The organism is Pseudomonas sp. LSJ-87 (genome assembly GCF_032971465.1).
Taxonomy (GTDB): Bacteria; Pseudomonadota; Gammaproteobacteria; order Pseudomonadales; family Pseudomonadaceae; genus Aquipseudomonas; species Aquipseudomonas putida_Z.
Genome location: NZ_JAWJYQ010000004.1, coordinates 25,923 through 45,671 on the forward strand (window position 1 = coordinate 25,923; position 19,749 = coordinate 45,671).

Here is a 19,749-nt window from a genome sequence, read left to right on the forward strand (position 1 = left end):
GCGCATCGACGCGTGAATCGAACTTCGCTGTTGCTGAAGGAGTGGGCTTCCATGATCGAACATTTTTGGAAGGATAAGTACCCAGCCGGGATTACGGCGGAAATCAATCCTGACGAATTCCCCAATATCCAGGCGGTACTCAAGCAATCCTGCCAACGCTTTGCCGACAAACCGGCCTTTAGCAACCTGGGCAAGACTATCACTTATGGCGAGCTGTATGCGCTGTCGGGGGCGTTTGCCGCCTGGTTGCAGCAGCATACCGACCTCAAGCCGGGTGACCGCATTGCCGTGCAGCTGCCTAACGTACTGCAATACCCGGTGGCGGTATTCGGTGCCATGCGTGCCGGGCTGATCGTGGTCAACACCAACCCGCTGTACACCGCACGGGAAATGGAACACCAGTTCAACGACTCCGGCGCCAAGGCCCTGGTGTGCCTGGCCAACATGGCCCACCTGGCCGAGAAGGTGGTGCCCAAGACTCAGGTCAGGCACGTCATCGTCACCGAAGTGGCCGACCTGCTGCCGCCGCTCAAGCGCCTGCTGATCAACAGCGTGATCAAGTACGTGAAGAAGATGGTGCCGGCCTACAACCTGCCGCGTGCCGTACGCTTCAACGACGCACTGGCGCTGGGCAAGGGCCAGCCGGTGACCGAGGCCAACCCGCAGGCCAACGATGTGGCGGTGCTGCAATACACCGGTGGTACCACCGGCGTGGCCAAGGGCGCGATGCTGACCCACCGCAACCTGGTGGCCAACATGCTGCAGTGCCGGGCGCTGATGGGCTCCAACCTGCACGAAGGCTGCGAAATCCTCATCACCCCGCTGCCGCTGTATCACATCTACGCCTTTACCTTCCATTGCATGGCAATGATGCTGATCGGCAACCACAACGTGCTGATCAGCAACCCGCGTGACCTGCCGGCCATGGTCAAGGAGCTGGGTAAGTGGAAGTTCAGCGGCTTCGTTGGCCTCAACACCCTGTTCGTTGCCTTGTGCAACAACGAGGCGTTCCGTGCCCTGGACTTCTCGGCGCTGAAGATCACCCTGTCCGGCGGCATGGCCCTGCAACTGAGCGTGGCCGAGCGCTGGAAGGCCGTGACCGGCTGCGCCATCTGCGAAGGCTATGGCATGACCGAGACCAGCCCGGTGGCTGCGGTGAACCCGGCGGAGGCCAACCAGGTCGGCACCATCGGTATTCCGGTGCCGTCCACCCTGTGCAAGGTCATCGACGACAATGGCAACGAGCTGCCGTTGGGCGAGGTGGGCGAGTTGTGCGTCAAGGGCCCGCAGGTGATGAAGGGCTACTGGCAGCGCGAAGAGGCCACTGCCGAGATCCTCGACAGCAATGGTTGGCTGAAGACCGGTGACATCGCCGTGATCCAGCCGGACGGCTACATGCGCATTGTCGACCGCAAGAAGGACATGATCCTGGTCTCCGGCTTCAACGTGTACCCCAACGAGCTGGAAGATGTGCTGGCGGCCCTGCCGGGCGTGCTGCAATGCGCGGCCATCGGTGTGCCGGACGAGAAGTCCGGTGAAGTGATCAAGGTGTTCATCGTGGTCAAGCCGGGCATGACCGTGACCAAGGAACAGGTGATGGAGCACATGCGCGCCAACGTCACCGGCTACAAGGTCCCGCGCCAGATCGAGTTCCGCGACGCGCTGCCGACCACCAACGTGGGCAAGATCCTGCGCCGCGAGCTGCGCGATGAAGAGCTGAAGAAACAGGGTTTGAAGAAGATCGCCTGATCGACCTCACTGGCTCTTCGCGGGCACGCCCACTCCCACAGGTATAGCGCCGAGCCAGAGGGCTGCGCTGTACCTGTGGGAGCGGGCGTGCCCGCGAATGCTTCAGCGCAGTTTCTCCAGCATCTGGTAGTACCACATCCCCGCCGCCAGCAGCGGGTTGCCCAGCAAGTCCCCCATCGGCACCCGCACATGCTTGCACTGGGCAAAGGTGTCGAACTTCTCCAGCGTCCCGGTCAACGCCTCGGCCATGATCTCGCCCATGATGTGGCTGGTGGCAATGCCGTGCCCCGAATAACCCTGGCAATACCACACGTTGTCCGACAGCTTGCCCAGCTGCGGGATGCGGTTGACCACGATGCCCATGGCGCAGCTCCACTGGAACTCGATCGGCACGCCTTTCAACGCCGGGAAGGTGCGCTCGATACACGGGCGCAGTTCGCCTTCGATATCCCGTGAATCACGGCCGGAATAGTTGGCGCCACCGCCGAACAACAGGCGCTTGTCGGCGGTCAGGCGGTAGTAGTCGAGGACGAAGCGGCAGTCGTACACCGCCAGGTCCTGCGGGTTGATCTGTTCGGCCAGTTCCCCCAGCGGTGCGGTGGTGACGATGCCACCCATGGCCGGGAAGATCTTGCCCTTGAGCTGGCGCTTTTCCAGTTTGTGGTACACATCGCCGGCCAGCATCACCTGGCGCGCCTCGACCCGCCCGTGGGCGGTGACCACCGCCGGGCGCGGGCCGTGGACGATGTCCAGCACTTCGGAGTTTTCGAAAATCAGCGCCCCCAGGCCATGGGCGGCACGGGCCTCGCCCAGGCACAGGTTGAGCGGGTGCAGGTGCAGGTTGCGCAGGTTCTTCAGCGCGCCCAGGTACAGCGGGCTTTGCAGGTGCTCGGCCATGGCTTCGCGGTCCAGCAATTGCACCTGCTCGCCCATGCCGCGCCGCCGGGCCTCGGCTTCGAATGCGCGCAGCTCGTCCATGTGCGAGGACTTCATGGCCGCGTGCAGGTGGCCGCGCTTGAGGTCGCAGTCGATGCCGTAGCGCGCCACGCGCTGCTCGATCACCTGGTGGCCGCGCCAGCGCAAGTGCCAGATGAAGTCATCGACCTCGGCACCCAGGCGGTTGCGCATCTGCGTGCGCATGGCTTCGTCACCCGACAGGCTGCCGGTGACCTGGCCGCCGTTGCGCCCGCTGGCACCCCAGCCGATGCGGTTGGTTTCGACGATGGCCACCTTCAGGCCACGCTCGGCCAGTTCCACCGCCGTGGCCACGCCGGTGAAGCCTCCGCCGATGATCGCCACATCCACCTGTACCCTGCCCTTGAGCTGCGGGTACTCGGTGTGGTCGTTGAGGGTGGCGCTGTAATAGGACGGCGCGCGCTGCGCCGGGCCCTTGTTCAATGCTGCGTTCATGGGGGTTCCTTGTTATCTGGGGGCTCAGGCCTGGTGCAGGTACCAGCGCCAGTCCTGCTCGCTGACTTCGGCCATGAACTGGCGGTACTCGGCGCGCTTGACCTTCAGGTACACGCCAAGGAAGTCCTCGCCCAGTGCTTCGCGAGCCCAGCTGGAATGCTGCAGGGCGTCGAGGGCAGTCAGCCAGTCGGTGGGCAGGTGTTCGGTGGCCTGGGCATAGCCGTTGCCTTCCACCGGTGCCCCCGGGTCCAGCTGTTCGCGGATGCCCCGGTGGCTGGCGGCAAGGATCGCCGCAGCGGCCAGGTAGGGGTTGGCGTCGGCGCCGCAGATGCGGTGCTCCACATGCCGGCTGTTGGCCGGGCCGCCCGGTATGCGCAGGCTCACGGTGCGGTTGTCGACGCCCCAGGTTGGCGCCAGCGGGGCATAGCTGTTGGCCTGGAAGCGGCGGAACGAGTTGGCGTTGGGGCAGAACAGCAACAGCGAGTCGCGCAGGTGGCGCAGCATGCCGGCCACGGCCTGGCGTAGCAGCGGGGTGCCGGCCTTGTCCTCACTGGCGAACAGGTTGTTGCCGGCGCTGTCGGCCAGGCTCAGGTGCATGTGCATGCCGGTACCGGCCAGTTGCGCGAACGGCTTGGCCATGAAGCAGGCCTGCATGCCATGGGCGTGGGCAATGCCTTTGACCAGGCGCTTGTAGCGCACGGCCTGGTCCATCGCCTGCAGGGCGTCGCCGTGCTCGAGGGTGATTTCCACCTGGCCGGGGGCGTATTCCGAAATCGCCGTGCGCGCCGGGATGCCCTGGGCCTTGCAGGCGGCGTAGAGGTCGGCAAGGAACGGCTCGATCTGCTCCAGTTCGCGCAGGCCATACACCTGGGTGGTGCGTGGGCGGCCGCCGTCGTTGTCCAGCGCCGGTTGCGGGCGGCCCTGGGCATCACGTTGCTGGTCGAGCAGGTAGAACTCCAGCTCGCAGGCCATCACCGGATGGTAGCCGTCGGCCTTCAACGCCTCGATGGTACGCAGCAGCACATGGCGCGGGTCGGCGATGCTGGCCGGCAGGCCCTCGTTCGGGTGCATGCTCACCTGCACCGCGGCAGTCGGCACCCGGCGCCAGGGCAGGCGCACCAGGCTGCCTTCAAGCGGGTAGGCGCGGCAGTCGATATCGCCCACGTCCCACACCAGGCCGGAGTTTTCCACGTCGTCGCCGTTCAGGGTCAGGCCGAGAATGGTGCTGGGCAGCGGCCGGCCGGTCTGGTACACGGCCAGCAGTTCCTCGCGGTGCAGCAGCTTGCCGCGCGGTACGCCGTTGGCGTCGAGGATGAACAGTTCGAACAGTTCGATATCGGGGTTGTCGGCCAGAAAACGGCTGGCCTGCTCTACAGGTGCAAAGTGCATGATGGATTCGCTCACGGGCGCACGGGCCACCGCGCATGCAGGCGGCCCGGCTGAGTCAAACGGCCGGAAGACGGCCGGGTCTGGTCACAACGGCGTGAGCGAGAAATCCGGTGGGCGTGCGTGACGGCAGTGCCACAGGGCCCAGAAAGCGAGGATGATATGGACCAGCGGATTCTCACCGGCACGGCGCCGGGCCTTCGCTTGCGAAGGGCGGGACGAGGGTGGGGCGATGGGCTGGACGGGAGTCATGCCTTTGATACTCACATGCGGCGTAAGGTTGATTAAAGCAGTGAATGGCAACCTTGACATCGCACCTGGCTAAACATTTGTGCCGTTGCACCTGGCCTCTTCGCGGGTAAACCCGCTCCCACAGGATTGCATCAAGGCTGGGTGTTGTGCGGTCCCTGTGGGAGCGGGTTTACCCGCGAAGAGGCCGGCACAGGCAGCAGAGAACCGGCAAATCTGCGACAATCGCGCATCCTTCGAATGCCGATCATGAAAAAGCAGGCTCACCTGCATCACTAAAAAGCCCCATGACTGACCACGCCATCGACAAACTGCTGCAAAACCTCGACCACGCCATGATCGCCGACCGCCATCGCCTGCGCCGGCAATTGCACGAACTGCGCAAGCGCCCCGACGAGGCGAAGCTGGCGCAGTGGGTGGAAAAGGTCCAGGCGTCCTGCGCCCAGGTCACCGCGCGCCAGCAGAGCGTGCCGACCGTGCGCTACGACGACAGCCTGCCCATCGCTGCCAAGCGTGACGAAATCAAGAAGGCCCTGGCCGAGCACCAGGTGCTGGTGATCGCCGGCGAAACCGGCTCGGGCAAGACCACACAGTTGCCGAAAATCTGCCTTGAACTGGGCCGTGGCAGCCATGGCTTGATCGCCCACACCCAGCCACGCCGGATCGCCGCCCGCAGCGTTGCCGCGCGGGTTGCCGAAGAGCTGGGCACGCCCCTGGGCGGGCTGGTCGGCTACCAGGTGCGCTTCGAGGACCAGAGCGACGCCAACACCTTGGTCAAGCTGATGACCGACGGCATCCTGCTGGCCGAAACCCAGCACGACCGCTTCCTCGAGCGCTACGACACGATCATCGTCGACGAAGCCCACGAACGCAGCCTGAACATCGACTTCCTGCTCGGCTACCTGAAGACCCTGCTGCACCGCCGCCCGGACCTGAAGCTGATCATCACCTCGGCGACCATTGACCTGGAGCGCTTCTCCAAACACTTCGACGGCGCGCCGATCATCGAGGTGTCCGGGCGTACCTTCCCGGTGGAAACCTGGTACCGCCCACTGACCAGCGAGCAGGACGAGGAGGGCAACCAGATCGAGGACGACCTCACCGTCGACCAGGCCATCCTCGCCACGCTGGACGAGCTTGCGCACCACGAACGAAGCGAGGGCAAGGGCCCCGGCGATGTGCTGATCTTCCTGCCAGGCGAGCGCGAGATCCGTGATGCCGCCGAGATCCTGCGCAAGGCGCAACTGCGCCACACCGAGATTCTGCCGTTGTACGCGCGCCTGTCGCCGGCCGAGCAGCAGCGCATCTTCCAGCCACACACCGGACGCCGTGTGGTGCTGGCCACCAACGTTGCGGAAACCTCGCTGACCGTGCCGGGCATCCGCTATGTGATCGACACCGGTACCGCGCGCATCAGCCGCTACAGCTACCGCGCCAAGGTGCAGCGCCTGCCCATCGAGGCCGTGTCGCAGGCCAGTGCCAACCAGCGCAAGGGCCGCTGCGGCCGGGTCGAGCCGGGCATCTGCGTGCGCCTGTACAGCGAAGAGGATTTCAACAGCCGACCGGCGTTCACCGACCCGGAGATCCTGCGCACCAACCTGGCGGCAGTGATCCTGCAGATGCTGCACCTGCGCTTGGGCGCAATCGACGCCTTCCCGTTCATCGAGCCGCCGGATGGCAAGGCCATCAGCGATGGTTTCAACCTGCTGCAGGAGCTGTCGGCGGTCAACCGCGAAAACCAGCTGACGCCGATCGGCCGCCAGCTGGCGCGCCTGCCGATCGACCCGCGGCTGGGCCGCATGCTGCTCGAAGGCGCCCGCCTGGGCAGCCTGCAGGAAGTGCTGATCGTCACCAGTGCGCTGTCGGTGCAAGACCCGCGCGAACGCCCGCCGGAGCGCCAGCAGGCGGCCGATCAGGCGCACGCGCAATGGAAGGATGTGGATTCCGACTTCGCCGCGCTGGTCAACCTGTGGCGTGGCTTCGAGGAACAGCGCCAGGCGTTGACTGCCAACCCGCTGCGCAACTGGTGCCGCAAGAACTTCCTGAACTACCTGCGCCTGCGCGAATGGCGCGATGCCCATCGCCAGCTGGCACTGATCTGCCGTGACCTGCAGCTGACAGTGAACAAGGACCCGTCCGACTACCCGAAAATGCACAAGGCCATTCTCAGTGGCCTGCTCAGCCAGATCGGCCAGAAGACCGAAGAGGGCGACTACCAGGGTGCCCGTCAGCGGCGCTTCTGGGTGCACCCGTCGTCGGGCCTGGGGCGCAAGCGCCCGCAGTGGGTGATGGCGGCCGAACTGGTCGAAACCACCAAGCTGTACGCACGCATGGTGGCCAGGATCGAGCCGGACTGGATCGAGCCGCTGGCCGGCCACCTGGTCAAGAAGAACCACTTCGAGCCGCACTGGGAGAAGAAGCGCGGGCAGGTGGTGGCCTACGAGCAGATCACCCTGTACGGCCTGATCCTGGTCGGCCGTCGGCCGGTGCATTTCGGCCCGATCGACCCGGTCACCTCGCGCGAGCTGTTCATCCGCGAAGGCCTGGTGGGTGGCGAAATCCAGTCGCGGGCCAAGTGCCTGGCGGCCAACAAGCGCCTGCTGGAAGAGCTCGACGAGCTGGAGGCCAAGGCCCGCCGCCGTGACATCCTTGCCGACGAAGAGACGCTGTACGCCTTCTACGAAGCGCGTCTGCCGGCGGAAATCCACCAGACCGCGACCTTCGACAGCTGGTACCGCATGGGCAGCCAGAAGGACGCCAACCTGCTGATCATGCGCGAGGAGGACGTGCTGGCCCGCGAGGCCAGCGAAGTCACCGCCGCGCAGTACCCCGACAGCATGCAGGTGGGCGAGCTGCGCCTGCCGCTGAGTTACCACTTCGAGCCCGGCCACCCCCGCGATGGCGTGACCGTGCGGGTGCCGGCACCGCTGTTGCCGAGCCTGCCGGGCGAGCGCCTGGAGTGGCTGGTGCCCGGCCTGCTGGAAGCCAAGTGCGTGGCGCTGGTGCGCAACCTGCCCAAGGCCCTGCGCAAGAACTTCGTGCCGGTGCCGGACTTCGTCAAGGCCTCGCTGGCGCGCATGACCTTCGGCCAGGGCGCATTGCCGCAAGCCCTGGGCCAGGAACTGCTGCGCATGACCGGCGCCCGTGTGCCCGACGAGGCCTGGGACGAGTCGGTCAACCTGGTTGAAGGCCACCTGCGCATGAACATCGAAGTGGTCGATGGCCAGGGCAAGTTCCTGGGTGAAGGCCGCGACCTGGCCGAGCTGACCGCGCGCTTTGCAGCAGCCAGCCAGGCAGCGTTGGCCGTGCCGCGTGACGCCAAGAGCGAGCAGCCGGTGCAGGCCAAGGCTTTCAGCGAGGTGAAGCAGACCGCGCAGCAGAAGATCGCCGGCCTGTCGATGACCGTGTACCCGGCACTGGTGGAAGAGGGCGGCACCGTACGCGAAGGGCGCTTCTCGACCCAGGCCGAGGCCGAGTTCCAGCACCGCCGCGCCTTGCAGCGCCTGTTGCTGCAGCAGTTGGCCGAGCCGGCCAAGTACCTGCGCGGCAAGCTGCCGGGGCTGACCGAGTTGGGCCTGCTGTACCGTGAAATGGGCCGGGTCGAGGCGCTGGTCGAGGACATTCTGCTGGCCAGCCTGGACAGCTGCATCCTCGAAGGCGAACAGCCGCTGCCACGCGATGGTGCGGCCCTGGCTGGCCTGGCCGAGCGCAAGCGCGGCAGCTGGGCCGAGCATGCCGAGCGCCTGGCACGGCAGACGTTGGAAGTGCTGAAGCTGTGGCATGGGCTGCAGAAGCGCTTCAAGGGCAAGATCGACCTGAGCCAGGCGGTGGCGCTGAACGACATCAAGCAACAGCTCGGCAACCTGGTGTACCCAGGCTTCGTGCGCGAAACCCCTGGGGGCTGGTTCAAGGAGCTGCCGCGTTACCTCAAGGCGGTGGAACTGCGCCTGGAGAAGCTGGGTTCGCAGGTGCAGAAGGACCGGGTGTGGAGCGGTGAGCTGGCCAACCTGTGGGCGCAGTACAAGGCCCGTGCCGACAAGCATGCCCAGGAGGGCAAGCGTGATGAGCAACTGACGGTGTACCGCTGGTGGCTGGAGGAATATCGGGTTTCGCTGTTTGCCCAGCAGTTGGGGACCAAGGTGCCGATTTCCGACAAGCGATTGAGCAAGCAATGGAGCCAGGTGGAGGGCTAAACTTCCACAGTTGTGGCAATATTGATGCAATTTGGGGCCGCCTGGCGGCCCCTTCGCGGGCACGCCCGCTCCCACAGGTACAGCAGTGTCCTCGGGAGCGGCGCAACCCCTGTGGGAGCGGGTTTACCCGCGAACGAGGGCGCAGCCCTCGCCTATAAATTGGCACTAAAGTGCCATTAACCTGTCATGTTTCCAGCCAGCGCCCCGTGGCGATGGCCTTTGACCAGAGGAACGACCGTGCATAACGTCGTGATCAGCGGCACCGGCCTGTACACCCCGGCCCAGAGCATTTCCAACGAAGAACTGGTGGCGTCCTTCAACACCTGGTCGCAGCAGTTCAACCAGGACAACGCCGCCGCCATCGAGCGCGGTGAAGTCGAGGCGGCGCCGCTGTCCGATGCCGCGTTCATCGAAAAGGCCTCGGGCATCAAGAGCCGCTTCGTCATGGACAAGGCCGGCATCCTCGACCCGCAGCGCATGAAACCGCGCCTGCCCGAGCGCTCCAACGACGAACCGTCGGTGCTCTGCGAAATGGCCGTGGCCGCTGCCCGCCAGGCCCTGGAGCGCGCCGGTCGCACGGCGGCCGATGTCGACGGGGTGATCGTCGCCTGCTCCAACCTGCAGCGCCCGTACCCGGCCATCGCCATCGAAGTGCAGCAGGCGCTGGGCATCCAGGGCTTTGCCTTCGACATGAACGTGGCCTGCTCGTCGGCCACGTTCGGCATCCAGACCGCCGCCAACAGCGTGGCCCTGGGCCAGGCGCGCGCGGTGCTGATGGTCAACCCGGAGGTGTGCACCGGCCACCTGAACTTCCGTGACCGCGACAGCCACTTCATCTTTGGTGATGCTGCCACTGCGGTGCTGCTCGAGCGTGCCGACAAGGCCACCTCGGCGCACCAGTTCGACATCGTCAGCAGCAAGCTGTGGACCGAGTTCTCCAACAACATCCGTAACAACTTCGGTTTCCTCAACCGCGCGGCGGAAGAGGGCGAGGGCGCGGCGGACAAGCTGTTCATCCAGGAAGGCCGCAAGGTGTTCCGCGAGGTGTGCCCGAAGGTGGCAGAACTGATCGGTGAGCACCTGCAGGAAAACGGGCTGCAACCAAGCGATGTGAAACGCTTCTGGCTGCACCAGGCCAACCTCAGCATGAACCACCTGATCGTCAAGAAACTGCTGGGGCGTGAAGTGGCCGAGGAAGATGCACCGGTGATTCTCGACCGTTATGCCAACACCAGTTCGGCGGGGTCGGTGATTGCCTTCCACCTTTACCAGGACGACCTGGCCAAGGGCTCGCTGGGCGTGTTGAGCTCGTTCGGTGCGGGGTACTCGATTGGTAGCGTGATCCTGCGCAAGCGCTGATTGAGCGCAAGCCAGTACCGGCCTCTTCGCGGGTGAACCCGCTCCCACAGGTACTCCACAGGCCCTGAGATCTGTGGGGGCCCTGTGGGAGCGGGTTTACCCGCGAAAAGGCCGGCGCATTTCTGCCAGGCAAAAAAAAGCGGGAAATGCCGGATGGGGTCGGCATTTCCCGCTTCAGGTGAAGCAGTGCAGGGTTTCGCTTAGAACTTGGCTTCCAGATCGACCTGCAGGGTATCTACATCGGCATCGCTGTTGGGCAATTGCGACAGGTCGGTCTTGGCCATCAGGTAGGCAGCGCCCAGGGAGAAGTTCTTGTCGATTTCATAACCGACCTTGAACTTGTGCCCGCGCGAACCGGTAAAGCCGTTGCCAAAGTCGGAGTCGGTGAACAGGCTGACCACGGCGTTGCGCTGCACGTCGCGGTAGTTGTAGTCCAGGCTCCAGGCGCCGACCTTGGTTTTCAGGCCCGCCAACCAGGCCTGGTCTTCCCCATCGGTGCTTTCGGTGTTTTTCACATACTGGCCGTAAGCAGAGAGTGGGATGGCAAAGCCGGTGAAGTCCAGCTGGCCGAAGCCTTCCACGAGGTTGAACTCGTTGGTGGTGTTGCCGAACGACTGCAGGATGGTAGCTTCCTTGTCGTTGTCATAGCCATAGATACTGGCACCTACGGTCAGCTTGAGCACGTCTGCCGGGGCGAACTTGGCGCCCAACTGGCCGTGATAGACCTGTGCGTCATGCTTGTATTGCACGCCGTCGCCATCGACGTTGTCCTTGAGGGTGTACTGACCGGCGCTGGCGAACACTTCGGCCCCGCCCAGGTCGGTCTTGTAGGTCGCTGCCACGCCTTCCGGGTTGATGTCGCTATCCCAGATGATGTCGCCCATGCTCACCCATGGCTGCGCCATCTTGCCGCCAATCAGGTGCAGGTTGGGAACTGCAGTCGGGTGCCAGTCGAGGTACGCCTGGTCGACCCACAGCGACTTCTTGTCGAAGTAGTTGTCGAAGCTCTGGTTGGTCGAACGGCGGTCGGCACTGCTGCCGGTGGCGATACGGATGCCCGCGTCCACCTGCGGGTTGATTTCGCTGTAGAAGCCGACACGGGCACGCACGCGCTGGCGGTCCTGGTTGCCGCTGCTGCTGTTCGGGTCGTCGACGTTGACGTCTTCGTAACGCAGGCGCACATCACCCTTGACTTGGGTCTTGGCGGCCCATGCCACTTTCTGTTCAAAGGAGCTCATCCGTTCGGACTGAGCTTTCTGAGCGGCCTTTTCCTTGGTTTCTTGAGCCAGGTCCGCCTGCAGTTCGTTGTACTGCGCCTGGTTGATCGAGCCATTGGCGCGGAGCATTTCGAGCAGCTTGGCGTCGACAGCTGCACTGGCCGGAGTACTCAGAGCCAGCATCATGCCGGTGAGGCTCACTCCGGTAAGTGTAGAAACAAGACGCATAAGGTTCTCCCTGTTGAATAAGATGGGGGAGGCTCAAGCGCCCGCCCCTGTGTTGGCATGTCTTCGGAAAGGGCCTGAATAGACAGGTTCTGGGGTTCCGGAAAACAGGCGCAAGTATTGCGGGGGCGAATGACAGATTAATGTCGAATTAGTGGCACTGCGGTTAAGTAATTGAGAATAAAAGGATCTGTCCCGGCTATCGTGATTTGAGTGGCGGGCCTTCCTTGGGGATACTGGGTACCTTGAAACAGCGAGCCGAAACCGTGACCAGCCTGTACAGCCTTGCCCATTTGCGTGATTTACCGGCGGCCACCTGGGATGCCCTGGTGCCGGCCGGCCAACCGTTCCTGCGCCATGCGTTTCTCAGCGCCATGGAGGACAGCGGCAGCGTCGCGCGCAACACCGGCTGGGCCGCCGAGCACCTGGTGCTGGAACGTGACGGGCAGGTACGGGCGCTGCTGCCGGCGTACCGCAAATGGCACTCGTTTGGCGAGTACGTGTTCGACCATGGCTGGGCCGATGCCTGTGAGCGGGCCGGCATTGCCTACTACCCCAAGCTGCTCGGTGCCGTGCCGTTCAGCCCGGTCAGTGGCCCGCGCCTGCTCGCCGCCGACCCAGCCGATGGTCTGCTGGTGCTGCAGGCGTTGCCGGAGTACCTGGGCAAGGGCGGGCTGTCTGGCGCGCACATCAATTTCACCGAGCCGGCGCTGGACGAACAGCTGGCCGGCCAGCGGGGCTGGATGGAGCGCCTGGGCTGCCAGTTTCATTGGCGCAACCACGGCTACCGTGACTTCCAGGATTTTCTCGACAGCCTGAGTTCGCGCAAGCGCAAGCAGATGCGCAAGGAGCGTGAACAGGTGGCCGGGCACGGTATTGAATTCCGCTGGTACCGTGGGGGTGAACTGGATGAGGCGCAGTGGGATTTCGTCTACCGCTGCTACGCCAATACCTACGCGGTGCGCCGCCGTGCGCCCTACCTGACACGCGAGTTCTTCAGCCTGCTGGCCGAGCGCATGCCCGAGGCCTTGCGCGTGGTGATGGCGCGGCAGGGTGGCCGTGATGTGGCCATGGCCCTGAGCCTGGTGGGGGGCGACAGCCTGTTTGGCCGCTACTGGGGCTGCCTGGACGAATTCGACCGGCTGCATTTCGAAACCTGTTTCTACCAGGGCATGGACTTTGCCATCGCCGAAGGGCTGCAGCGTTTCGATGCCGGGGCGCAGGGGGAGCACAAGCTGATTCGCGGCTTCGAGCCGGTGCTGACGCGGTCGTGGCACTACCTGCTGCACCCGGGGCTGCGGCGGGCGGTGGAGGATTTTCTGGCGCAGGAGCGAGAAGGGGTACGGGCCTATGCCGAGGAGGCCAGGGGGATGTTGCCCTATCGCCGGGACTGATCCATTCATATTGCCTGTGCCGGCCCTTTCGCGGGTGAACCCGCTCCCACAGGTACTGCACAGACCGTGAAATTTGTGCGGTCCCTGTGGGAGCGGGTTTACCCGCGAAGAGGCCAGTACAGGAGTCAGTCGACCCCGACAAACCCCCCGGTCTGGTGATGCCACAACCGGGCATACAAGCCTTGCTGCTCCAGCAGTTCACTGTGGCTGCCACTCTCGACAATCCGCCCCTTGTCCAGCACCACCAGCCGGTCCATCCGCGCAATGGTGGAAAGCCGGTGGGCAATGGCGATCACTGTCTTGCCCTGCATCAGCGTCTCCAGGCTTTCCTGGATCGCTGCCTCCACCTCCGAGTCCAGCGCCGAAGTGGCCTCGTCCATGATCAGGATCGGTGCATTCTTCAACAACACCCGGGCAATCGCGATGCGCTGGCGCTGACCGCCCGACAGCTTGACTCCGCGCTCGCCCACATGGGCATCGAAACCGGTGCGCCCCTGGGCGTCCGACAACTGCGGGATGAACTCGTCGGCGCGGGCCCGGCGCACCGCTTCATGCAGCGCCGCCTCGCTGGCACCGGGGCGACCATACAGCAGGTTGTCGCGGATCGAGCGGTGCAGCAGCGAGGTGTCCTGGGTGATCATGCCGATCTGCGCGCGCAGGCTGGCCTGGCTCACTTCGGCAATGTCCTGGCCGTCGATGAGGATGCGCCCGCCCTGCACGTCATAAAGCCTCAGCAACAGGTTGACCAGGGTCGATTTGCCTGCCCCGGACGGGCCGATCAGGCCGATCTTCTCGCCCGGGCGGATGTCCAGGTCGAGCCCTTCGATCACGTTGGCGGCCTTGCCGTAATGGAAGTCCACGTCATCGAAACGCACCGCACCGCGGCTTACCTTGAGCGCCGGTGCGTTGGGCCGGTCGGTGACGGTGACCGGCTGGGCGATGGTCTGCAGGCCGTCCTGGACCATGCCGATGTTCTCGAAGATGCCGTTGACCACCCACATGATCCAGCCCGACATGTTGACGATGCGGATCACCAGGCCGGTGGCCAGGGCGATGGCGCCGACGGTGATCAGTGACTGGCTCCACAGCCACAGCGCCAGGCCGGTGGTGGCGACCACCAGCAGGCCATTGAGGGTGGTGATGACCACATCCATGCTGGTGACCACGCGTGCGGCCAGCTGGGTTTTCTCTGTCTGCTCGCGGATCGCTTCGCGGGCGTACTGCTGTTCGAAGTCGGTGTGGGCGAACAGCTTGAGGGTGGCGATGTTGGTGTAGCCGTCGACGATGCGCCCCATCAGCTTGGAGCGGGCGTCGGAGGAGATCACCGAACGCTCCTTCACCCGGGGGACGAAGTAGAACAGCGCGGCGATGTAGCCGGCGATCCACAGCAACAGTGGCAGCATCAGGCGCCAGTCGGCCTCGGCGAACAGCACCAGCGAGGTGATGGCGTAGATCAGCACGTGCCATAGCGCATCCACCGCCTGCACCGCAGAGTCGCGCAGCGAGTTGCCGGTCTGCATGATGCGCTGGGCGATGCGCCCGGCGAAGTCGCTCTGGAAGAAGTTCAGGCTCTGCTTGAGCACATAGGTGTGGTTCTGCCAGCGGATCAGGCTGGTCATGCCGGGGTTGATGGTCTGGTGCACCAGCAGGTCGTGCAGGCCGAAGAATACCGGCCGCAGCAGCAGGATCACCACCAGCATCCAGATCAGCTCGCCGCTGTGTTCGCTGAAGAAACTGGCATTGGGCGTGCCCTGGGCCAGGTCGATGATGCGGCTGAGGTAGCTGAACATCGCCACCTCGATCAGCGAGGCGACCAGGCCCACCACCAGCAGGGCGACAAAGCTCGGCCACACCTGGCGCAGGTAATACAGGTAGAACGGCCACACCTGGCCGGGTGGCGACTCGCTGGGTGCGTCGCGGAAGATGTCGATCAGTTGCTCGAAACGGCGGTACAGCATGGGTGACAAGACTCCTGTGCTACCCGACCCCGGAAGGTTTCACGTCCCTGTGAAACCTGCGGTCAGTCGATGCGTTTGGCGGACTTGATGAACACCGGGTCTGCCGGGACATCGCGCATGCCTTTCTTGATGGTAGTTGGCGAGTTGACGATCTGGTCGACCACCTCCATGCCCTTGGTGACCTTGCCGAACACCGCGTAGCCACGGTCGCGGCCCGGGTTGAGGAAGTCGTTGTCGGCAACGTTGATGAAGAACTGGCTGGTGGCCGAGTTCGGGTCGGAAGTGCGCGCCATCGACAGCGTGCCGCGGGTATTCTGCAGGCCGTTGCTGGCCTCGTTCTGGATCGGGTCACGGGTCTGCTTCTGTACCATCTGCTCGGTGAAACCGCCGCCCTGGACCATGAAGCCCGGAATTACCCGGTGGAAGATGGTGTTGTTGTAGAAGCCGCTGTCGACGTACTCGAGGAAGTTCTTGGTACTGACCGGCGCCTTCTCGGCATTCAGTTCGATTTCGACCTGGCCGAAGCTGGTGTCCAGCAGTACGTGCGGGGTCTTGTCGGAGGCCATGACGCTGGTGGTGAAGGCGACCGAGCAGGCGGTGAGCAGGAGTTTTTTCAGCATGGGCTCAAAGATCCTTGAGAGGTGGAAGCGGCTGCAAGGAACTGCAGCAGGGTCTGGTTGAAGACCTCGGGTTGGTCGAGGGGTGTAGCGTGCCGGGAATCGTCGATGACCACCAGCCTGGCGTGGGGCATCAGGGCGACGTAGCGTTCTTTCAGTTGTATCGGGGTGTAATCGTGGTCGGCGGCGATCACCAGGGTAGGACAGTGGATCTGGCCGATGCGTTCCTGCACGCCCCAGTCGACGATGGCGTCGAAACTCTTGAGGTAGGCGCGCTTGTCGTTGCGCGCCCAGCGCTGGGCCATCTTGTGCCGCAGTTCGGCCTGCTGCGGTTTGGGGAACAGCCGCTCGGCCAGGCCCTTGCCGACGGTTTCGACACTGAGCAGGCGCGCCAGGCCCCAGCGCTTGAGCCACCATGCCCAGTCACTGCGGGTGCGGCGCTTGACCTCGGGGGCGCTGTTGACGATGCAAAGGCTGCGCAGCCACTGCGGGTGATCGACGGCGAACTGGAAGCCGACCATGCCACCCATGGACAGGCCGACGAAGTGCACCGGGCCGGTGTGCAGGTGTTCGAGCAGGGCCAGCAGGTCGGCACTGAAGGTGGCGATCTGGTAACCGTCGCGTGGCTTGTCGGAGCGGCCGTGGCCACGGATGTCCATGAGGATTACCCGGTAGTGGCGGCTGAGCACCGGTACCTGCAGCTCCCAGTCCTGGCAGCTGGAGCCCAGGCCATGCAGCAATACCAGGGGTTCGCCCTGGCCATATTCCTCGTAATGCAGTGCGCATCCTTCGTGTTCGAAATAGGCCATGGGCGCGGTCCTCTCAGGCTTGTGGGGGGGCTGCGAAGGGCACGTCCAGTGGCGCGGTGTCGAAATTGCGCAGCAGGTCGATGAGAATCTGCGTAGCCGGGCCCAAGGTCTTCTCTTTGCTCGAATAAAGGTAGAACAGTGGGTGGCGGCTGCCACCCTGATCCAGCGGCAACGGCTTGAGCACGCCTTCGCGCAGCTCTCGCTCGATCATGTGGCGGGGCAGCCAGGCAAAGCCCAGGCCACTGCTGACGAAGGTAGCGGCGGTGCCCAGGCTGCCGACGGTCCAGCGTTGCTCGGCACCCAGCCAGCCGACATCGCGCGGCTGGGCGCGGCCTGAGTCGCGGATTACCACCTGCAACTGGCTTTCCAGGTCCTGGAAGGTCAGTTCGCGGCCCAGGCGGTGCAGGCTGTGTTCGGGGTGGGCGACGGCGACGAACTCCACCGCGCTCAGTTCGGCGCCCAGGTAGCCGCCGATGCTGTAGCTGCTGATGGCCAGGTCGGCGATGCCTTCGTGCATCACTTCCTCGACGCCAGACAGCACTTCTTCACGCAGGCGTACCCGGCAGCCACGGCTCTGCGGCATGAACGCGGCCAGGGCGCGTACCAGGCGGGCACTGGGGTAGGCGGCATCGACCACCAGGCGTACCTCGGCCTCCCAGCCCTGTTCCATGTGGTGGGCAAGGTCTTCGAGCTGGCTGGCCTGCTTGACCAGGTGGCGCGAACGGCGCAGCAGGACATTGCCGGCCTCGGTGAGCACCGCCTTGCGGCCGTCGATGCGCAGCAGCGGCACGCCCAGTTGCTCCTGCATGCGGGCCACGGTGTAGCTGACCGATGACTGCGAGCGGTGCAGTGCCTCGGCGGCCTGGGCAAACCCACCGTGATCGACCACTGCCTGCAGGGTTCGCCACTGGTCAAGGGTTACGCGCGGCGCTTTCATCTTTCGCTCCTGTTGTCCTAAGCTGCGCTCTTTCAAGGAGAGCGGCCCATGAAGAAATGTTGTGCGGCAATACTGATGTGCCTGCCCCTCGGGGCCATGGCTTATCCCATCGACGTGGAGAAGGATCTGACCGGGGTAAAGCTCGACTACACCGCCTATGACACGGCCTATGACATTGGCGCCATCACCCTCAACAACTATGGGCAGGTACCCGCCGCGTGCAAGGTGACTTTCCGCAATGGCCCCGAGGCACCACGGGTGCGCCGGGTGAACGTACCGGCCGGTAAAAGCGTCGATGTCACTGCCAAGTTCAACCGGCAGATCATCAAATTACGGATCGCCTTGAACTGCAGTGCAGAATAAACTGATAAATCGATAGATTGAACCCATTTTTTACGCTTTTTTATCGATAGGTCAAGCCGTAATCTCACCTCCATCGAATCGCAACCCTTTTTGCCGATGGAGGCACCCCATGTCCCGCGTACTGATCATCGAAAGCAGCGCCCGCCAGCAGGATTCCGTTTCCCGTCAGCTGACCCGTGATTTCATCCAGCAGTGGCAGGCCGCCCACCCGGCCGATCAGATCAGTGTGCGCGACCTGGCCGTGAACCCGGTGCCGCACCTGGACGCCAACCTGCTGGGTGGCTGGATGAAGCCCGAAGAACAGCGCAGTGCTGCCGAACTGGACGCCTTGGCCCGCTCCAACGAACTGACCGATGAGCTGCTCGCCGCCGACGTGCTGGTGATGGCTGCGCCGATGTACAACTTCACCATCCCCAGCACCCTCAAGGCCTGGCTGGACCACGTACTGCGTGCCGGCATCACCTTCAAGTACACCCCCACCGGCCCGCAGGGCTTGCTGACCGGCAAGCGCGCCATCGTCCTGACTGCCCGTGGCGGCATCCACGCCGGCGCCACCAGCGACCACCAGGAACCGTACCTGCGCCAGGTAATGGCCTTCATCGGCATTCACGATGTCGACTTCATCCATGCCGAAGGCCTGAACATGAGCCCTGACTTCCACGAGAAGGGCGTCAACCAGGCCAAGGCCAAGCTGGCGGCGGTGGCCTGAGGCTTAGCGAATTCCCAACCCTGACACCTGTTGTTGCTCCTTTGGGTGTACCTGCCCGGCCTGCATGGCCGGGCTTTTTTATGCCTGGAATTTCATGGGTGCCTGTGCCGGCCTCTTCGCGGGTAAACCCGCTCCCACAGGAGTATCACGGCATCTGAGGCCTGTGGTGTCCCTGTGGGAGCGGGTTTACCCGCGAAGAGGCCGGCACAGCCCTTACATTCCTCATGGTTGAACTCATTCCCCGCAACCCGTTAAGGTCGCGGCCTTGATCCACGAGAGGCAACCATGGGCTACCTGATAATCGTCGCGCTGATCCAGGCGTTTTCCTTCAGCCTGATCGGCGAGTACCTGGCCGGGCACGTCGACAGCTACTTTGCCGTGCTCGCGCGCGTGGTGCTGGCTGGCCTGGTATTCCTGCCGCTGACCCGCTGGCGCCAGGTCGAGCCGCGCTTCATGCGCTCGATGCTGCTGATCGGCGCGCTGCAGTACGGCATCACCTACGTCTGCCTGTACCTGAGCTTTCGCGTGCTCACCGTGCCGGAGGTGCTGCTGTTCACCATTCTCACGCCGTTGCACGTGACGCTGATCGAAGACGCCATGAACCGGCGCTTCAACCCGTGGGCGCTGCTGGCAGCGCTGGTGGCGGTGGCCGGTGCTGCAGTGATCCGCTTCGACACCATCAGCGGCGAGTTCTTCATCGGCTTCCTGCTGCTGCAACTGGCCAACTTCACCTACGCCGCCGGCCAGGTGCTGTACCGCCACCTGGTTGCACGCCACCCCAGCGACTTGCCGCACTACAAGCGCTTTGGCTACTTCTACCTGGGCGCGTTGATCGTGGTATTGCCGGCCTTCCTGCTGTTTGGCAACGCCCAGCACCTGCCGACCACCGATGTGCAGTGGCTGGTGCTGCTGTTCCTGGGCCTGTGCCCGACGGCGCTGGGGCTGTACTGGTGGAACAAGGGCGCCTGCATGGTTTCGGGCGGGACGCTGGCGGTGATGAACAACCTGCATGTGCCGGTAGGGTTGCTGCTCAATTTGCTGATCTGGAACCAGGACGAGCCATTGGGCAGGCTGTTCATCGGCGGGGCAGTGATCCTGGCGTCGGTGTGGATGAGCCGCCTGGGTACCCTGACGTTATCAAGCAAGCCATGGCGCAGTCAGCTATGACGCGTTC

Annotated in this window: 14 protein-coding genes; 7 read left to right on the forward strand and 7 right to left on the reverse strand. The window is 64.2% G+C overall.

The genetic code is table 11. The annotated features are described in order from the left end of the window. Nucleotides 1-51: 51 nt before the first annotated feature. Complete coding sequence (fadD1, locus tag RYH74_RS05185; protein WP_025340179.1) at nucleotides 52-1,749, forward strand: long-chain-fatty-acid--CoA ligase FadD1; 1,698 nt, start codon at nucleotides 52-54, stop codon at nucleotides 1,747-1,749. A 102-nt stretch (nucleotides 1,750-1,851) separates the two neighbouring features. Here the strand turns inward: fadD1 and RYH74_RS05190 are convergent, their stop codons facing one another. After that, a complete protein-coding gene (locus tag RYH74_RS05190) occupies nucleotides 1,852-3,159 on the reverse strand; it encodes an NAD(P)/FAD-dependent oxidoreductase (RefSeq protein ID WP_075045995.1) in 1,308 nt (435 codons plus the stop codon). Between the two features lie 24 nt (nucleotides 3,160-3,183). Further along, the gene (locus tag RYH74_RS05195; RefSeq protein ID WP_075045994.1) at nucleotides 3,184-4,548 is read right to left on the reverse strand and encodes a glutamine synthetase family protein; all 1,365 of its coding nucleotides are present in this window, start codon (nucleotides 4,546-4,548) and stop codon (nucleotides 3,184-3,186) included. Nucleotides 4,549-5,081: 533 nt separating this feature from the next. Between RYH74_RS05195 and hrpA the strand changes: the two genes are divergently transcribed. Beyond that, on the forward strand, nucleotides 5,082-8,987 hold the full coding sequence (gene hrpA, locus RYH74_RS05200) for an ATP-dependent RNA helicase HrpA (protein WP_025340176.1): 3,906 nt from the start codon (nucleotides 5,082-5,084) through the stop codon (nucleotides 8,985-8,987). Between the two features lie 237 nt (nucleotides 8,988-9,224). Beyond that, entirely contained in the window at nucleotides 9,225-10,346 is a 1,122-nt protein-coding gene (locus RYH74_RS05205; RefSeq protein WP_015271305.1) for a beta-ketoacyl-ACP synthase III, read from the forward strand. A gap of 200 nt (nucleotides 10,347-10,546) precedes the next feature. On the opposite strand, the gene RYH74_RS05210 is transcribed toward RYH74_RS05205, so the two are convergent. After that, entirely contained in the window at nucleotides 10,547-11,791 is a 1,245-nt protein-coding gene (locus RYH74_RS05210) for a putative porin (protein WP_015271304.1), read from the reverse strand. A 263-nt stretch (nucleotides 11,792-12,054) separates the two neighbouring features. Here RYH74_RS05210 and RYH74_RS05215 point away from each other — a divergent pair, with 263 nt between their 5' ends. Then, on the forward strand, nucleotides 12,055-13,182 hold the full coding sequence (locus tag RYH74_RS05215; protein ID WP_286101899.1) for a GNAT family N-acetyltransferase: 1,128 nt from the start codon (nucleotides 12,055-12,057) through the stop codon (nucleotides 13,180-13,182). Nucleotides 13,183-13,307: 125 nt separating this feature from the next. On the opposite strand, the gene RYH74_RS05220 is transcribed toward RYH74_RS05215, so the two are convergent. The 4 genes from RYH74_RS05220 to RYH74_RS05235 all read right to left on the reverse strand — a co-directional run bounded on the left by RYH74_RS05220 (nucleotide 13,308) and on the right by RYH74_RS05235 (nucleotide 17,503). Then, nucleotides 13,308-15,140, reverse strand: coding sequence for an ABC transporter ATP-binding protein (locus RYH74_RS05220; RefSeq protein ID WP_075045990.1), 1,833 nt, complete (start codon nucleotides 15,138-15,140; stop codon nucleotides 13,308-13,310). A gap of 62 nt (nucleotides 15,141-15,202) precedes the next feature. Then, the gene (locus tag RYH74_RS05225) at nucleotides 15,203-15,760 is read right to left on the reverse strand and encodes a peptidylprolyl isomerase (protein ID WP_317409051.1); all 558 of its coding nucleotides are present in this window, start codon (nucleotides 15,758-15,760) and stop codon (nucleotides 15,203-15,205) included. Next, a complete protein-coding gene (locus RYH74_RS05230) occupies nucleotides 15,754-16,566 on the reverse strand; it encodes an alpha/beta fold hydrolase (RefSeq protein ID WP_085663938.1) in 813 nt (270 codons plus the stop codon). The genes RYH74_RS05225 and RYH74_RS05230 overlap by 7 nt, the downstream gene beginning before the upstream one ends. A 13-nt stretch (nucleotides 16,567-16,579) precedes the next feature. Then, nucleotides 16,580-17,503 carry a LysR family transcriptional regulator gene (locus tag RYH74_RS05235; protein ID WP_012273620.1) on the reverse strand — a complete coding sequence of 308 codons (924 nt, stop codon included), beginning with the start codon at nucleotides 17,501-17,503 and terminating at the stop codon, nucleotides 16,580-16,582. A 48-nt stretch (nucleotides 17,504-17,551) separates the two neighbouring features. On the opposite strand from RYH74_RS05235, the gene RYH74_RS05240 reads away from it, so the two are divergent. The 3 genes from RYH74_RS05240 (at nucleotide 17,552) to RYH74_RS05250 (ending at nucleotide 19,742) form a co-directional block, all read left to right on the forward strand. Beyond that, nucleotides 17,552-17,866, forward strand: coding sequence for a 3-phosphoglycerate kinase (locus tag RYH74_RS05240; protein ID WP_207876890.1), 315 nt, complete (start codon nucleotides 17,552-17,554; stop codon nucleotides 17,864-17,866). 109 nt (nucleotides 17,867-17,975) lie between these two features. Further along, nucleotides 17,976-18,575 carry an FMN-dependent NADH-azoreductase gene (locus RYH74_RS05245; RefSeq protein WP_025340170.1) on the forward strand — a complete coding sequence of 200 codons (600 nt, stop codon included), beginning with the start codon at nucleotides 17,976-17,978 and terminating at the stop codon, nucleotides 18,573-18,575. A 285-nt stretch (nucleotides 18,576-18,860) separates the two neighbouring features. Beyond that, nucleotides 18,861-19,742: a carboxylate/amino acid/amine transporter gene (locus RYH74_RS05250; RefSeq protein WP_274079300.1), complete on the forward strand. Its 882-nt coding sequence runs from the start codon at nucleotides 18,861-18,863 to the stop codon at nucleotides 19,740-19,742. Nucleotides 19,743-19,749 lie beyond the last annotated feature (7 nt).

Bases quoted from the DNA above. Each gene is read 5' to 3' on its own strand.
- fadD1 (WP_025340179.1), top strand. From the start codon at position 52: ATGATCGAACATTTTTGGAAGGATAAGTACCCAGCCGGGATTACGGCG.
- RYH74_RS05190 (WP_075045995.1), bottom strand. From the start codon at position 3,159: ATGAACGCAGCATTGAACAAGGGCCCGGCGCAGCGCGCGCCGTCCTAT.
- RYH74_RS05195 (WP_075045994.1), bottom strand. From the start codon at position 4,548: ATGCACTTTGCACCTGTAGAGCAGGCCAGCCGTTTTCTGGCCGACAAC.
- hrpA (WP_025340176.1), top strand. From the start codon at position 5,082: ATGACTGACCACGCCATCGACAAACTGCTGCAAAACCTCGACCACGCC.
- RYH74_RS05210 (WP_015271304.1), bottom strand. From the start codon at position 11,791: ATGCGTCTTGTTTCTACACTTACCGGAGTGAGCCTCACCGGCATGATG.
- RYH74_RS05220 (WP_075045990.1), bottom strand. From the start codon at position 15,140: ATGCTGTACCGCCGTTTCGAGCAACTGATCGACATCTTCCGCGACGCA.
- RYH74_RS05225 (WP_317409051.1), bottom strand. From the start codon at position 15,760: ATGCTGAAAAAACTCCTGCTCACCGCCTGCTCGGTCGCCTTCACCACC.
- RYH74_RS05230 (WP_085663938.1), bottom strand. From the start codon at position 16,566: ATGGCCTATTTCGAACACGAAGGATGCGCACTGCATTACGAGGAATAT.
- RYH74_RS05235 (WP_012273620.1), bottom strand. From the start codon at position 17,503: ATGAAAGCGCCGCGCGTAACCCTTGACCAGTGGCGAACCCTGCAGGCA.
- RYH74_RS05240 (WP_207876890.1), top strand. From the start codon at position 17,552: ATGAAGAAATGTTGTGCGGCAATACTGATGTGCCTGCCCCTCGGGGCC.
- RYH74_RS05245 (WP_025340170.1), top strand. From the start codon at position 17,976: ATGTCCCGCGTACTGATCATCGAAAGCAGCGCCCGCCAGCAGGATTCC.
- RYH74_RS05250 (WP_274079300.1), top strand. From the start codon at position 18,861: ATGGGCTACCTGATAATCGTCGCGCTGATCCAGGCGTTTTCCTTCAGC.